11 protein-coding genes, 1 tRNA gene and 2 pseudogenes are annotated in these 14,275 nt (G+C 72.6%); 8 read left to right on the top strand and 6 right to left on the bottom strand.

Going from position 1 to position 14,275, the window contains the following annotated elements:
- Positions 1 to 275 precede the first annotated feature (275 nt).
- Both GMA12_RS05415 and GMA12_RS05410 read left to right on the top strand, forming a co-directional pair.
- Positions 276 to 1,223: a C40 family peptidase gene (locus GMA12_RS05415; protein WP_156267898.1), complete on the top strand. Its 948-nt coding sequence runs from the start codon at positions 276 to 278 to the stop codon at positions 1,221 to 1,223.
- A gap of 212 nt (positions 1,224 to 1,435) precedes the next feature.
- The gene (locus GMA12_RS05410) at positions 1,436 to 1,702 is read left to right on the top strand and encodes a hypothetical protein (RefSeq protein WP_156267896.1); all 267 of its coding nucleotides are present in this window, start codon (positions 1,436 to 1,438) and stop codon (positions 1,700 to 1,702) included.
- On the opposite strand, the pseudogene GMA12_RS18430 reads toward GMA12_RS05410, so the two are convergent.
- Positions 1,620 to 2,051, bottom strand: a pseudogene (locus tag GMA12_RS18430) (NUDIX hydrolase); the annotation flags it as partial. The gene GMA12_RS05410 and the pseudogene GMA12_RS18430 overlap by 83 nt on opposite strands.
- 75 nt (positions 2,052 to 2,126) lie before the next feature.
- Positions 2,127 to 3,002: pseudogene (locus GMA12_RS18425) on the bottom strand (DUF4031 domain-containing protein); the annotation flags it as partial.
- Positions 3,003 to 3,066: 64 nt separating this feature from the next.
- Here GMA12_RS18425 and GMA12_RS05400 point away from each other — a divergent pair.
- Positions 3,067 to 3,142: transfer RNA gene (locus GMA12_RS05400), tRNA-Arg, on the top strand.
- Positions 3,143 to 3,197: 55 nt separating this feature from the next.
- On the opposite strand, the gene GMA12_RS05395 is transcribed toward GMA12_RS05400, so the two are convergent.
- Entirely contained in the window at positions 3,198 to 3,869 is a 672-nt protein-coding gene (locus tag GMA12_RS05395; RefSeq protein WP_240898612.1) for a hypothetical protein, read from the bottom strand.
- A gap of 172 nt (positions 3,870 to 4,041) precedes the next feature.
- Between GMA12_RS05395 and GMA12_RS05390 the strand changes: the two genes are divergently transcribed.
- Together GMA12_RS05390 and pcrA are read left to right on the top strand one after the other, a co-directional pair.
- Positions 4,042 to 4,770, top strand: a complete 729-nt coding sequence (locus GMA12_RS05390; protein WP_156267894.1) for an NHL repeat-containing protein — start codon at positions 4,042 to 4,044, stop codon at positions 4,768 to 4,770.
- A gap of 55 nt (positions 4,771 to 4,825) precedes the next feature.
- Positions 4,826 to 7,297, top strand: a complete 2,472-nt coding sequence (pcrA, locus tag GMA12_RS05385; RefSeq protein WP_156267892.1) for a DNA helicase PcrA — start codon at positions 4,826 to 4,828, stop codon at positions 7,295 to 7,297.
- Between the two features lie 186 nt (positions 7,298 to 7,483).
- Here the strand turns inward: pcrA and GMA12_RS05380 are convergent, their stop codons facing one another.
- Together GMA12_RS05380 and GMA12_RS05375 are read right to left on the bottom strand one after the other, a co-directional pair.
- Positions 7,484 to 8,932, bottom strand: a complete 1,449-nt coding sequence (locus GMA12_RS05380; RefSeq protein ID WP_156267890.1) for a sugar porter family MFS transporter — start codon at positions 8,930 to 8,932, stop codon at positions 7,484 to 7,486.
- Between the two features lie 315 nt (positions 8,933 to 9,247).
- On the bottom strand, positions 9,248 to 9,994 hold the full coding sequence (locus tag GMA12_RS05375) for a hypothetical protein (RefSeq protein ID WP_156267888.1): 747 nt from the start codon (positions 9,992 to 9,994) through the stop codon (positions 9,248 to 9,250).
- 263 nt (positions 9,995 to 10,257) lie between these two features.
- On the opposite strand from GMA12_RS05375, the gene sucC reads away from it, so the two are divergent.
- A complete protein-coding gene (gene sucC, locus GMA12_RS05370) occupies positions 10,258 to 11,427 on the top strand; it encodes an ADP-forming succinate--CoA ligase subunit beta (protein ID WP_162459503.1) in 1,170 nt (389 codons plus the stop codon).
- A gap of 39 nt (positions 11,428 to 11,466) precedes the next feature.
- The gene (gene sucD / locus GMA12_RS05365; RefSeq protein WP_156267886.1) at positions 11,467 to 12,384 is read left to right on the top strand and encodes a succinate--CoA ligase subunit alpha; all 918 of its coding nucleotides are present in this window, start codon (positions 11,467 to 11,469) and stop codon (positions 12,382 to 12,384) included.
- A gap of 94 nt (positions 12,385 to 12,478) precedes the next feature.
- Here the strand turns inward: sucD and GMA12_RS19235 are convergent, their stop codons facing one another.
- Positions 12,479 to 12,871, bottom strand: coding sequence for a tautomerase family protein (locus GMA12_RS19235; RefSeq protein ID WP_162459502.1), 393 nt, complete (start codon positions 12,869 to 12,871; stop codon positions 12,479 to 12,481).
- 417 nt (positions 12,872 to 13,288) lie between these two features.
- Between GMA12_RS19235 and GMA12_RS05355 the strand changes: the two genes are divergently transcribed.
- A complete protein-coding gene (locus GMA12_RS05355; protein ID WP_156267884.1) occupies positions 13,289 to 14,248 on the top strand; it encodes a sugar phosphate isomerase/epimerase family protein in 960 nt (319 codons plus the stop codon).
- Positions 14,249 to 14,275: the final 27 nt, after the last annotated feature.

Below are 14,275 nucleotides of genomic sequence, written 5' to 3'. Positions count from 1 at the left end.
TCAGGGTCGCCGCGGGGGACACCCGGTCCTCCCCGGACCACCGCGACCCGCACTCCCGGGTCCGCCCCGCACCCCCGTCTCCTCGGGTGCTGTGCGCCCCGTCCCCCCGGACATCCCTCCTCCATTCCCCCGCCGTGCGCGGCCTTCCGCATCCGGAACGCCGCGCTGCCGGAGATCGCATCACCCCGCGCGCCCCCGCGCGGGGTGATCCGTGCTGTCACCGCAGTCTCCCGGCAGGTTCGCCCGGCCCTCCAGAAAGCCTGCTGAATCCCCCCATGACTCGTGACCTGAACTCCTCGACCGGCATCGGCTCCCTCCTCTCGGGCAAGGCCCGCACCGTGGCCGCCGTCGCCGCCTTCTCCGGCCTGGCGCTGGCCACCACCGTCTCCGCCCAGGAGGCACCGGCCCAGGAGGCCGCCGCCGACGCCCCGCTGTCCGCCGTGGCCGCTGCGACCCCCTCCGCCGCCCCCACCGTCTCCCTCGAGCCGGCCGCCCACATGACGAAGGCCCAGAAGGCGTCCGAGCAGAAGGCGGAGCAGAAGGCCGCGAAGAAGGCGGAGCAGAAGACGGCGGAGCCGGAGACCCGTGCGACCGTCCAGCAGCAGGCGGGGACGCCGACCGCGCAGCCGGTCGTCACCCCGGCCCCGCAGCCGGCCGCCCCCGCGATCCAGGCGGCTCCTGTCGTGGCGCAGGCGGCGCCGGCGCCGAAGCCGGTGGCCGCCCCGAAGCCTGCCCCGGCCCCGCAGTCGGCCGCGCCGGCCGCCCCCGCCGTGCAGGCCGCCCCCGCCGTGCAGGCCGCCCCGAAGCCGGCCCCGAAGCCGGCTCCGGCACCGAAGCCTGCCGTGCAGGCGGCCCCGGCGGCCGAGCGCACGGTCACCCCGCAGAGCTCCGCCTCCGGCAAGGGCGCCACCATCTCCTCGGCCGCCCTGGGCCAGATCGGCGTCGGCCAGGACTGCACCGCCCTGGTCACCAACGCCCTGCGCGCCGCCGGCATCAACCACCACGGCTGGCCGGCCTCCTACCTGAGCCTCGGCACGCAGGTCTCCGCCGGCCAGGCCAAGCCCGGCGACCTCGTCTACTACGCCGACGGCGGCATGGGCGCGGCCCACATCGGCGTCTACATCGGCGGCGGCAAGGCCGTGCACGGCGGCTGGAACGGTGGCACCACGGTCATCGACAGCGTCAACGTGGGCTCCGGCCCGGTCTACGTCCGCGTGCGCTGACCGCACGCGAGAGCATCGCTTCGGGTGCGCGGTTCCCGGTCGGCCAGACAGGATCCGCGCACCCGCTGTTCGTCCGGGCGGCCACCGGCCGCCCGCCCACCGTTCCCGCGGCACGCCGCCGGCCGCCCGCCTCCCGGGGGCGCCGCCGGACGCCCGCCCGGAGGCCCCGGCCGGGCCCGGCCGCAGTCTCCCCGCGCCGATAGACTGGACCCATGGCCACCGACTTCAGCCGCAACGCCCGCACGAGCCTGGACCGTGAGTACGCCTACATGGCCTACGGCATGATCGGCGGAGCCGTGCCCGGGATCGTGGTCGGCTTCGTGGTGGCCGCGTTCGTCGGCCACGCCGCCATGTGGCTGTCCGTCTTCGGCGGCATCGGCATCGTGCTGGGCCTGCTCACCGGGATCCTGCTCCACCGGCGGCACCGCGCCGCGGCGGAGCTGGACGATGCGCAGGGGAGCCCAGCAGCGCGGGAATGACGTGCTCCCGGAGCAGCGGCGCCAGATCGGCCGGCAGCGCGGCGAACGAGACGTCGTCCAGCGGCTGCCAGCGCAGCTCCTCGATCTCCGCCCGGGGCTCCGGGCGCCCGGTGAGGGGCGCGGTGAACACCGTGCAGCGCACCCACGTGGCGGCCTCGTTCGCGGCGGGGGCCTCGAACTCTCCCAGCAGGCGGAGCTGCTCGGGGCGCAGCGCCAGCCCGACCTCCTCGGCCGTCTCCCGCACGGCCGCCTCGGCGGGGGTCTCGCCCGGGTCGAGCTTGCCGCCCACCAGCATGAACCGGTCCGTGCCGCGCTTGCGCACCGTCAGCAGTGCGCCGTCGTCGTCGCGCAGGCACACCGCCGTGATCGTGAGGACCTCCACGTCGGCGGGGGAGCCCCGGCCCGCGGCGGTGCGCAGCTGCTCGATCTCGCCCTCCAGGTTCCGGGCGGCGCGGGCGCCCCAGCGCCGCTGCGCGGCCGGCGTGCGGTAGAGCGGCTGCCGGCGCCAGAGCTCCTCGAGCACCCGCAGCCGCCCGGCGGCGAAGTCGGCGTCGGGAACGTGCGCGTACTCCCGGCGCACGTCGGCGGTGTAGGCCGCGTACGCGTCCGGCGCCGCCCCCAGCACGGCGAGGTCCGCGTCCAGCAGGAGCGCCCCGGGGAGGTCCCCAGGGGCGGCCGTGTGGTCGAGGGTGAGCAGGACCAGACGCCGGACCTCGGCGACCACGTCCGGGGCGAGACCGGCCGCGGTCAGGCGGTCCCGGGCCAGGTCGGCGGAGTCCCGCTCGTCCTGCCCGGGCCGGCCGGCGTAGACGGCGTCGTGGAACCAGGCGCCCAGCAGGAGCGCGTCGTGCTGCCGCCGGTCCAGCCCGGCCCCGGCGACCAGCTCCTCGAGGGCCTCGAGGACCGCCAGCAGGTGCGCGCGGCCGTGGTAGTGCCGGTGGGGCTCCCCCCACCGCTCGACGAGCTCCGCACCGACCTGCGGCAGGCCGGGGAACCGGCCGTCCCACCGCCGGCGCAGCACCCGGGCGATCCGTTCCGGGCGCGCCCGGGCGGGCACGCGCAGACCGCTGCGCAGGAGCACCCGGGTGAGCTCGCGTCCCTCGACCGGCCGCGCGCCGGCGGCCACCGCCTCGTCGTAGAGGCTTCCCCGCACGTCGTAGTGGTCCCGGTCGAACGCGCGCCGGGGCACGCCCAGCCGGTGCGCGAAGGCGTGCAGCTCCTCGTAGGAGGAGTCGGAGACCAGGTGCGAGAAGTGCGTCCCGTGGGCGGGCCACAGCGGCGGATCGATGTAGACGGGCATGCGACCGATCCTAGACGCGCACGGTTCGCGGGGTTCCCGGGCAGCACCTAGACTGTTCGGCGTCGCCCCCGTAGCTCAGGGGATAGAGCACGGCTCTCCTAAAGCCGGTGTCGTTGGTTCGAATCCAATCGGGGGCACCACCGGAACGCCCCGGACCGCCCGGTCCGGGGCGTTCGGCCGCCCGGGCCCGGCGGCTCAGCGCAGCGGGTCCGCGGGGCGCTCCGGGTCGCCGGCCGGAGGCCGCGGCGTCCGGCGCCGCAGCGCCTCCACGGCCACCGCCACGGTGACCGCCAGCAGCAGCGCCAGCAGCACCCAGCGCGCGACCACCAGGGCGGACGCCGTGGCCACGGCCGAGGCGTCGCCGGGATCCGCGAGCGCGGCGTCGATCGCCGCGTTGCCCGCCAGGGAGACGGCCGCGAAACCGAGGACGACCGCCGAGCGCCGCCACCGGCGAGCGCGCGAGGCCGTGTGGAGGGTGACGAGGAGCAGCCACGCCAGGCCCACGAAGAGCGGGGCCAGCAGCCCGGAGGAGCGGTGCACGGCCTCGTACTGGGCCCGTCCCTCGTCGCCGAGGGCGGCGGCGAGCCGTTCGGCGTGGGCCTGGTCGAACCCGCCGGGCATCCACTCGGGCAGGAGCAGGCCGTCCGCGGCGGCGGCGCCGAACTGCGGGAGCACCCACGCGTGCACGTACAGCCACAGCAGCGCGGAGACGCCCATGGCGGCTCCCACCAGGGGCCCGGTGCTCGAGCGCCCGGGGTCCGGCCGCAGCTCGCCGGGCCGCACCTCGTGCAGCCGCGTCCCCCGCGGCGGTGCCGCGGCCGCCGCGCTGCCGTGCTTGCGTGCCTTCTGCGCCCGCGTCAGTCCCATGCCCCCATTATCCGGCCGGCGGTCCGGCCGGCGGTCCGGCTGTGCGTCCGCCGCCGGACGCCCGACCCAGGAGTAGGCTGGGGCCACCCGCACCGGTCCTCGCGACCCGCGGGGGAACGGTCCGGCCGACGACGACCGGGCGCGCGACGAGGACGACACGGAGGTGCCGGTCATGGAACTGTCCATCGGACTCCCGGACGGCCTGCTCATGCGGCTGACCGAGGGCAATGCGCTGAGGCTGTTCGAGAAGGACCACGAGACGGTGCGCCGCACGGTGGACTGCTCCGTCCTCGGCGGCGCCCCCATCACGGACATGGTGTGGTCGCACAAGCTCTCGGCCGTGATCGTCGCGGTGCCGTCGCTGCACCGGCTGTTCCGCTGGGACCCGTACACCGACGTGCTGTACGGGTTCGCGGGCACGGGAGAGCCCGGGCGGCGGGACGGCAAGGCGGGGCAGGCCACGTTCGCGGCCACCGTCTCGATCACCGAGGACGGCAACGGCACCCTCTGGTTCGTGGACCGCGACTCCTCCTCCCTGCGCTGCATCGAGATCGACACGGACAAGCCCGACGGCGACCCGCGGGTCTGCACCGTGGTGGGCCGGGCGGGGCCGGGCTTCGCCGACGGGCCGGCGGACGTCGCGCAGCTGGACCACCCCGAGGACCTGCAGATCCTCTACGACGGGTCCATCGTGATCGCCGACACCGGCAACGACGCCATCCGCCACCTGGACCTGGCGGACCGGGAACTGGACACCGTCTACGGCGGCGATGAGGCCGGGGCGGCGGAGTTCGACGACGAGATCCGGCTGAAGCGGCCGGTCCGGGTGACCGTGGCCGACTCGGAGCTGTGGGTCGACGACGACAACGGGCGGCACCGGCTGGAGCTGCACTTCGTCTGAGCCCGGCCCCCACCCCGGCCCGGCTGTCACCGGCCCTCGGTAGACTGGGACCACGATGGACTACCTCTTCGACAACCCGCTCCTGCCCTCCTCCTCCGTGGCGCGCCCCGCCGCGAGCGCGGCCCCGCGCCGCGGCGCCGTCTCCGCGGACGCCCTCGTGGAGGGCCTCAACGAACCGCAGCGGGCCGCCGTGGAGCACGCCGGTTCGCCGCTGCTGATCGTCGCCGGCGCGGGCTCCGGCAAGACCCGCGTGCTGACCCACCGGATCGCCCACCTGCTGGCCACCGGCCGGGCCCACCAGGGCGAGATCCTGGCGATCACGTTCACGAACAAGGCCGCCGCCGAGATGCGCGAGCGCGTGGTCGAGCTGGTGGGGGAGTCGGCGAAGTCGATGTCGATCTCCACGTTCCACTCGTTCTGCGTGCGGGTGCTGCGGCGCGAGGCCGCCAGCGTGGGCCTGAAGTCGACCTTCTCGATCTACGACTCCGCCGACTCGCTGCGGCTTATCACCCTCGTGGCCAAGCAGCACGACCTCGACCCGAAGCGCTTCGCCCCCAAGAGCATCCAGCACCGGATCTCCGCGCTGAAGAACGAGCTCGTCGACGACGAGACGTACCTCTCCCGCGTCTCGGAGACCGACCCCTTCGAGAGCGCGGTGGCCCAGGTCTACCGCGGCTACACCGAGCGGCTGCGCGCGGCCAACGCGATGGACTTCGACGACCTCATCGGCCAGACCGTGCACATGCTCCGGGCGTTCCCCCAGGTCGCCGAGTACTACCGGCGCCGGTACCGGCACGTGCTCATCGACGAGTACCAGGACACCAACCACGCGCAGTACGCCCTGGTCCGGGAGCTCGTCGGCACGGGCGCCGGCGCCGAGCCCGGTCCCGGGGCGAACCCCGTGCCACCCGCGGAGCTGACCGTCGTGGGCGACTCCGACCAGTCGATCTACGCGTTCCGCGGGGCCGACATCCGCAACATCGTCGACTTCGAGAAGGACTACCCGCAGGCGCGCACCATCCTGCTGGAGCAGAACTACCGGTCCACCCAGAACATCCTCACCGCCGCGAACGCGGTGATCGCCAAGAACAAGGCCCGCCGCGACAAGCGGCTGTGGACCGCCTCCGGCGACGGCGCGAAGATCACCGGCTACGCCGCGGAGAACGAGCACGAGGAGGCCCGGTTCATCGCCGAGGAGATCGACCGCCTCCAGGACGAGGACGGCTACCGTCCCGGGGACGTCGCCGTCTTCTACCGCACCAACGCCCAGTCCCGCTCCCTCGAGGAGATCCTCATGCGCGTGGGCCTGCCGTACAAGGTGGTGGGCGGCACCCGCTTCTACGAGCGCAAGGAGATCAAGGACGCCCTGTCCTACCTGCGCTCGATCGTGAACCCGGACGACGACATCAACGTCCGCCGCATCGTCAACGAGCCCAGGCGCGGCATCGGCGACCGCGCCGAGGGGGCGGCGGCCGCGCTCGCCGAGCGCGAGCGGATCTCCTTCATGGACGCGCTGCGCCGCGCCGACGAGGCCCCCGGGATGGCCACCCGCTCGCTGAACGCGGTCAGGGCGTTCGTGCAGCTGATGGACGACCTCGCCTCGGTCGCGGAGGCCTCCGGTGCCGCCACGGTGCTCGAGGCGGTGCTCGAGCAGTCCGGCTACCTCGCCGCGCTGCGCGGGTCCTCCGACCCGCAGGACGAGTCCCGCGTGGAGAACCTCGCCGAGCTCGTGGCCGTGGTCCGGGAGTTCGAGCGGGACAACCCCGACGCCGGGCTGCCCGAGTTCCTCGAGCACGTCTCGCTCGTGGCCGACGCGGACCAGATCCCCAACCGGCCCGCGGGGTCCTCCGAGGACGGCCCGAGCGCCGAGCAGATCGCGGCGGAGGTCGCCGAGGCCCGCGCCCAGGGCGTGGTCACCCTCATGACCCTGCACACGGCCAAGGGCCTCGAGTTCCCCGTGGTCTTCCTCACCGGCATGGAGCACGGGCTGTTCCCGCACCAGCGCTCCCTCACGGACGAGAAGGAGATGGAGGAGGAGCGGCGCCTCGCCTACGTGGGCCTGACCCGCGCCCGGGAGCGCCTCTACCTCACCCGCTCCGAGTTCCGCTCGATGTGGGGGCAGTCCCAGTACAACCCGGCCAGCCCGTTCCTCGACGAGATCCCGGCGGAGCTGCTCGAGTGGAAGCGGGAGGGGTCCTCGGCCCCGGCCTCCTGGGGCTCCTCCCTGCACGCCGGAGGCTCCGGCCAGCGGGACGCGATGCGCGGCTCGTACTGGGGCGCGGCGGCCTCCTCGAACGCCGCCTACGAGCGGATGGCGCCGTCCCGGGCCACCGCGGCGGGGCGGGTGCAGCCCAACAAGGAGATCCCGAGCCTGTCCGTCGGGGACACCGTGGACCACAAGGCCTTCGGCAAGGGGACCGTGGTGTCCGTGGAGGGGGCCGGGGACAAGACCGTGGCCAAGGTGCGCTTCGGCGGGGACGAGAAGCGGCTGCTGCTGCGCTACGCCCCCCTGACCAAGGTCGGCTGAACCAGCTCCGGGCCCGCGGGTGCCCGCCGCGGCTCCTGCGTGACGTGGGCGCCGCCGCGCAGCGGGCCGGGCCTGCGGAGGCCCCGGAGGAACGGAAGAGCCCCCGGCTGCGGTGGGGTCCTCCGAGGGACCCCACCGCAGCCGGGGGCTCTTCCGCGCCACGAGGTCCTCGTGGCCGGCGGCCGCCTAGGAGTTCGGCGCCTTGACCGTGTAAATCGCGCCGGTGGTCACGTCCTCCTCCAGCGCCTCCAGCGTGCGTCCGCGGGTCTCGGGGACCTGGGTGTAGACGAAGAGCAGCGCCAGCGCCCCGACCCCGGCGAAGAGGAAGAACGTGCCCGTGATCCCCACCGCGGCGACCAGGGAGGGGAAGTAGAGGGAGAGCACGCCGTTGGCCACCCACAGCATGAACACGGACACGCCGATCCCCACCCCGCGCATGTGCAGCGGGAACACCTCGGAGAGGTAGACCCACACGGCGACGTTGAGGAAGGTCTGCATGGAGCCGACGAAGGCCACCACCAGGGCCAGGATCACGAAGGGCCGCAGCGGGTTGCCCTCCTCCAGCAGCATCGAGGAGGCGCCGATCAGCAGGTGGCAGGTGGTGGTGAGGGTCAGACCGATCATGAAGGTCTTGCGCCGGTCGAGCCGGTCCATGAGGTACAGGGCGATGAAGCCGCCGACCACGGCGATCACGCCAGGGGCGATGTTGGCGATCAGGGCCGCGTTGGCGCTGAACCCGGACTCGATCAGCACGATCTGGCCGTAGTACATGATCGAGTTGATGCCGGTGAGCTGCTGGGCGATGCCCAGCCCGATGCCCACGAGCAGGATCCGGATCAGGTTCTTGTTGGACAGGATGGCGCCCAGGCCGATCTGGTGCTCGGCGCGCTCCTCCTCCGCCACGTGCTCCACCTCGCCGAGCTCGGCGATCGCCCGCTCCTCGGAGCGCACCGTCTTGAGCACCTCCAGGGCCTCCCGGTGGCGGCCCTTCTCCACCAGCCACCGCGGGGACTCCGGCATCCGCAGCATGCCGATGAACAGCGCCACGGCCGGCAGCGCGGAGATCGCGAACATGACGCGCCACACGCTCGGGGACTCGCTGAAGACGTTGCCGATGATCGCGTTGATCACGAACGCCGCGAGCTGGCCGATCACGATGGCCACCTCGTTGCGGCCCGCGATCGAGCCGCGGATCTCGTAGGGAGCCAGTTCCGCGAGGAAGACGGGCACCACGGCGGAGGCCCCGCCGACGGCGAGCCCGAGGCACACGCGCCCGGCGACCAGCACCTCGTAGCCGGGCGTGAACACCACGATCATCGTCCCGACGAAGAACAGGACGGAGAGCAGGAGGATGGTCCGCCGGCGCCCCCAGGCGTCGGAGATGCGGCCTCCGGAGAGCGCGCCGACAGCGGCGGCGAAGACGAGCGAGCTGGTGACCACGCCCTCCGTGAACGGCGTCAGGCCGAGCTCCTCCGACATGGGACGCAGCGCACCGTTGATCACGCCGGTGTCGTAGCCGAAGAGCAGACCGCCGAAGCAGGCCACGATGGAGATGAGGCCGAGACGCTTGCGATGCGGTCCGGAGGTCAGCGGAGGCAGCGCAGCCGCTGTCTCCCGTGGTGACGATGTGGCCATCGAAGGTTCCTTTGTTCGTGCGCAACCGGTGCGCTCTGCACAGTGATGATGCCGCAGGGTCGGTGCGTCCCTCGGGGAGTGACGCACGTCTCACTGGTTCGGATGTCATTATGTTAGGACATATGCGGGGGGCGGGAAACCCTCTGCGAGAAATTCCTGTGATCGCCGCAACATTTCACGACGCCGGGGTGGCCCCGGCCGGCTCCCGGGACACCGGGCTCGAGGGTGGCACGGCGTGCAGGGGCGGCGGGCGCGCCGGGGGACGGTCTCCCGCCGCACCGCCCGGGGCGGGGTGAGCGGCCCGGCCGGTGCCGTCTAGACGAACAGGAGCACCACGACCGCCGCGGGACCCGTCCAGCGCAGCGACCGGCCGGTGAGGTTGTGCACCATCCCCAGCAGCGTGCAGCAGACCAGCGCCGTGGCCGCGGAGGCCCATCCGCCCAGGACCAGGCCGGGCAGGGCGAGCAGGACGCCTAGGACGAGCCCGCCCATCGGGGCCGCCTGCGTCCAGCGGCCCGGCCGGCGCAGCTCCACCGCCCGCTGCACGCACGTCAGGACGAGGGCCAGCAGCAGGGATCGGCCCACGTGGTAGGCCGCGAAGCCCACCATGCCCAGCCAGGCGCCCCCGCCGTAGTCGGCGTAGAGGTCGAGGTAGAGCTGGACCGGCTGGAGCCGCCACTGCCCCACGAGGAAGACCGGCAGGATCACCCCGAGCAGGACGGCCAGCACGAAGAGCACGAGCGCGGTGGTGGTGCGCCGGTGGTCGAGGGCGGGAGAGGGCGCGGGGGGCTGCTGCGGGGCGGCGGGGTCCGCGGCCCGGTGGCGCAGCCAGGCCACGAGCCCGCGCTGGATCCCGAGCCAGACCGCGCCCAGGCACAGCCAGGCGAAGACCTGCCAGCCCAGGGGGTACACGTCGGGGATCTCCCCGGTGAGCGTGAGCACCGTCCCGTCGACCACGGCCTCCAGGCCCAGGGCCACGAAGGCGAAGGTCGCGATGGAGACGAGGAAGCCGGGGTCGGCGGGGGCGAACGCCCGGTTCTCGGGGGTGTCGACGGAGCTCATGGGGCCAGTCAATCAAGAAACGCCGGGGAACTCGTGCGCGGGCCCGGTTGTGGCCGCCGATTCAGCATGGACTACAGTCTCGTACAGGGAGTGCCCCGGCACGTCCCGCGCCCGGGAACGGCTCCGCGGAACGGTCCGGACGCGTCCCTCTGGCCTCGGCCCGGGGATGCGCGGCGCTCCGTTCACCATCAGGTCGGAGGACGACCCGCCTACTGCCCGGGCCGTCGCCGATCCACGACTTCGACGAAGAAGGGCATTCACCCGTGGACCTGTTCGAATACCAGGCACGAGACCTGTTCGAGAAGCACGGCGTCCCCGTGCTCCAGGGCATCGTCGCGACCACCCCGGAAGAAGCAAGGGCCGCCGCCGAGAAGATCGGCGGGGTCACCGTCGTGAAGGCGCAGGTCAAGGTGGGAGGGCGCGGCAAGGCCGGTGGCGTGAAGGTCGCCAAGACCGCTGACGAGGCCTACGAGTACGCCCAGCAGATCCTCGGCATGGACATCAAGGGCCACACGGTCCACCGGGTGATGATCGCCCAGGGCGCCGACATCGCCGAGGAGTACTACTTCTCGATCCTGCTGGACCGCGCCAACCGCTCCTACCTGGCCATGTGCTCCGTCGAGGGCGGCGTGGAGATCGAGCAGCTCGCCGTGGAGCGGCCCGAGGCCCTCGCCCGCGTCGAGGTCGTCCCCACCGAGGGGATCACCGAGGCCAAGGCCCGCGAGATCGTGGCCCAGGCGAAGTTCGACGAGGAGACCGCCGCCAAGGTCGTGCCGGTCCTGGTCACGCTGTGGGACGTCTTCAAGAAGGAGGACGCCACCCTCGTGGAGGTCAACCCGCTGGTCAAGACCGGCGACGGGCAGATCATCGCTCTCGACGGCAAGGTCACCCTCGACGAGAACGCCGAGTTCCGTCAGGCCGACCACGCCGCGCTCGCCGACAAGTCCAGCGCCGACCCCCTCGAGGAGAAGGCCAAGGAGCACGACCTCAACTACGTCAAGCTCGACGGCGAGGTCGGCATCATCGGCAACGGCGCGGGCCTGGTCATGTCCACCCTGGACGTCGTCGCCTACGCCGGGGAGAAGCACGGCAACGTCAAGCCGGCCAACTTCCTCGACATCGGCGGCGGCGCCTCGGCCGAGGTCATGGCCGCGGGTCTCGACGTCATCCTCAACGACCCGCAGGTCAAGTCCGTGTTCGTCAACGTCTTCGGCGGGATCACCGCCTGCGACGCCGTGGCCAACGGCATCGTGAAGGCCCTGGAGATCCTCGGCGACGAGGAGGACAAGCCGCTCGTGGTCCGCCTGGACGGCAACAACGTCGAGGAGGGCCGCCGCATCCTCGCCGCGGCCAACCACCCGCTGGTCACCCTCGCCGAGACGATGGACGAGGGCGCGGACAAGGCGGCCGAGCTCGCCCACGCCGCCAACTGATCCGCCGACCGGACGAACACAGCTAAGGAACGAACAGCAATGTCTATCTTTTTGAACAAGGACTCCAAGGTCATCGTTCAGGGCATCACCGGCGGCGAGGGCACCAAGCACACCGGCCGGATGCTCGCCGCGGGGACCCAGGTCATGGGCGGGGTCAACGCCCGCAAGGCCGGCACCACCGTGGCCCACCAGGACAAGGACGGCAACGACGTCGAGCTGCCGGTCTTCGGGACCGTCGCCGAGGCCGTCGAGAAGACCGGCGCCGACGTGTCGATCGTCTTCGTGCCGCCGGCCTTCACCAAGGACGCCGTGATCGAGGCCATCGACGCCGAGGTCCCGCTCGTCGTGGTCATCACCGAAGGCATCCCGGTGCAGGACTCCGCGGAGTTCTGGGCCTACGCGCAGTCGAAGACCGACGCGAACGGCAAGCAGACCACCCGGATCATCGGCCCCAACTGCCCCGGCATCATCACCCCGGGCGAGTCGCTGGTGGGGATCACCCCCGCGAACATCACCGGCAAGGGCAAGATCGGCCTGGTCTCCAAGTCCGGCACCCTGACCTACCAGATGATGTACGAGCTGCGGGACATCGGGTTCACCACCGCCATCGGCATCGGCGGCGACCCGATCATCGGGACCACCCACATCGACGCCCTCGAGGCGTTCGAGGCGGACCCCGAGACCGAGGCCATCGTGATGATCGGCGAGATCGGCGGCGACGCCGAGGAGCGTGCCGCGGACTTCATCAAGGCCAACGTCACGAAGCCGGTCGTCGGCTACGTCGCCGGCTTCACGGCCCCCGAGGGCAAGACCATGGGCCACGCCGGGGCGATCGTCTCGGGCTCCTCGGGCACCGCCCAGGCCAAGAAGGAGGCTCTCGAGGCGGCGGGCGTGAAGGTCGGCAAGACGCCGTCCGAGACCGCCCAGCTGATGCGGGAGATCTTCGAGGGCAAGTGACCCGGCGGGCCCCGGCCCGTCGACCGGCACACGGGAAGGCCCCGTCCACGATGGTCGTGGACGGGGCCTTCCCGTGTGCGCGGGCTCGCGCGGCTCAGAGCTCCCCGGTGAGGAACTGGGCGACGCCCCGGCCGAAGGACCAGTCCTCGCGGGTGTTCTCGGTGACGGAGACGATCAGGTCCTGCGGGTCCAGGCCGGTCCGCTGCTCGAGGCGGTCGGCCAGGGCCCGGTACATGGCCTGCTTCTGGGCCTCGCTGCGGCCCTGCTGGACCACCTGGACCACGACGAGGTCGTCGGTGCGGGTGAGGCCCAGGCCCGTGTCCTCGGCGATGATCTGTCCGGGCCGGTGCTCGGTGATGATCTGGTAGCGGTCCCGGGGCGGGGCGGCGAAGGTGTCGAGCATGACGTCCTGGACGACGTCGGCGAGAGCGCGCAGCTGCTCGGGGGTACGGCGGTTCTCGGTGACGTCGATGCGCACGAGGGGCACGGCAGGGCCTTTCGGTCGGGTGCTGCGGAAGGGTCGCGGGCGGGTGCTCCGGGGCCGGCCGGGTCCGGACGGGGCGGTGGCCGGGTCGTGGCGCCGCTCCCGGCGGAGCGGGCCCGGTCCCGCACGGTGCCGGAGCTCCTCCACCATCGCGCCGCCCGGCCGGTATGTCAAGACATATTTACATATGGGGTTTCCGGTCGACGCGGGCGGCGGCGGGCCGGGTGCCGGCACGCCACCGCGGGGTCGGCGGTGCGGGTGCGCCGCCGTGCGCGGAGGCCGCGGGACGCATAAGACGGTATGTCTTTACAAACTGACCTGGATCGGTATTCTGGTTGTGATCCCGACCACTGGTCGCCCCGTCGCCCGGACGACGGACCGTGGCGGTGACCCGGAACCAGAACCAGGAAGCAGGTCATCATGGCGCAGCAGAACGCGACCACCGCGACCGCCGGCGCGGCGGCGCAGCAGAAGAACCCCGTGCTCATCGGCACGGCCCCGGACTCGTGGGGCGTGTGGTTCCCCGACGACCCGCAACAGACCCCGTGGGAGCGCTTCCTCGACGAGGTGGCCGAGGCGGGGTACTCCTGGATCGAGCTGGGGCCCTACGGCTACCTGCCCACCGATCCCGCCCGGCTCGCCGACGAGCTCGCGCAGCGGAACCTGAAGGTCTCGGCGGGCACCGTCTTCACCGCCTTCCACCGCGGCGCCGACCAGTGGCAGGAGGCGTGGGAGCCCGCCCGGATGGTCGCCGAGCTGACGGCCGCCATGGGTGGCGAGCACATCGTGGTCATCCCCGCCATGTGGCGCGACGACGTGACGGGCGAGGCGCTCGAGAACGAGCACCTGAGCACCGAGCAGTGGAACGCCCTGTGCGAGGGCCACGACCGGCTGGGCAAGGTGCTGCGCGAGGACTTCGGTCTCCAGCAGCAGTTCCACTCCCACGCGGACTCCCACGTGTGCGGCCAGCCCGACATCGAGACGTTCCTGCAGCGCACCGATCCCGAGCTCGTGACCCTGTGCCTGGACACCGGCCACGCCGAGTACGGCGGGGCGTCCTCGGTGGACCTGATCCGCAAGTACCCCGAGCGGATCGGCTACCTGCACCTGAAGCAGATCGACCCCGTGGTCCTCGAGCGCGTGCGCCGGGAGAACCTCACCTGGGCCGCCGCCAACCTCGCCGGCGTCATGGTGGAGCCTCCCGCCGGCCTGCCGGACCTCGCCGCGGTGATCGCGGAGGTCGAGAACCTCGAGCGGCCGATCTTCGGCATCGTCGAGCAGGACATGTACCCGGTCTCCTCCTTCGACGTCCCGCTGCCCATCGCCACCCGCACCCGCTCCTACCTGCTGGGCTGCGGCTCCCGGACGAGCGTCCGCTGACCCGCACCGGCACCACAGACCTGGAGA

The organism is Kocuria sediminis (genome assembly GCF_009735315.1).
GTDB classification, from domain to species: Bacteria; Actinomycetota; Actinomycetes; order Actinomycetales; family Micrococcaceae; genus Kocuria; species Kocuria turfanensis.
This window is presented reverse-complemented; position numbering and strand designations above follow the sequence as displayed.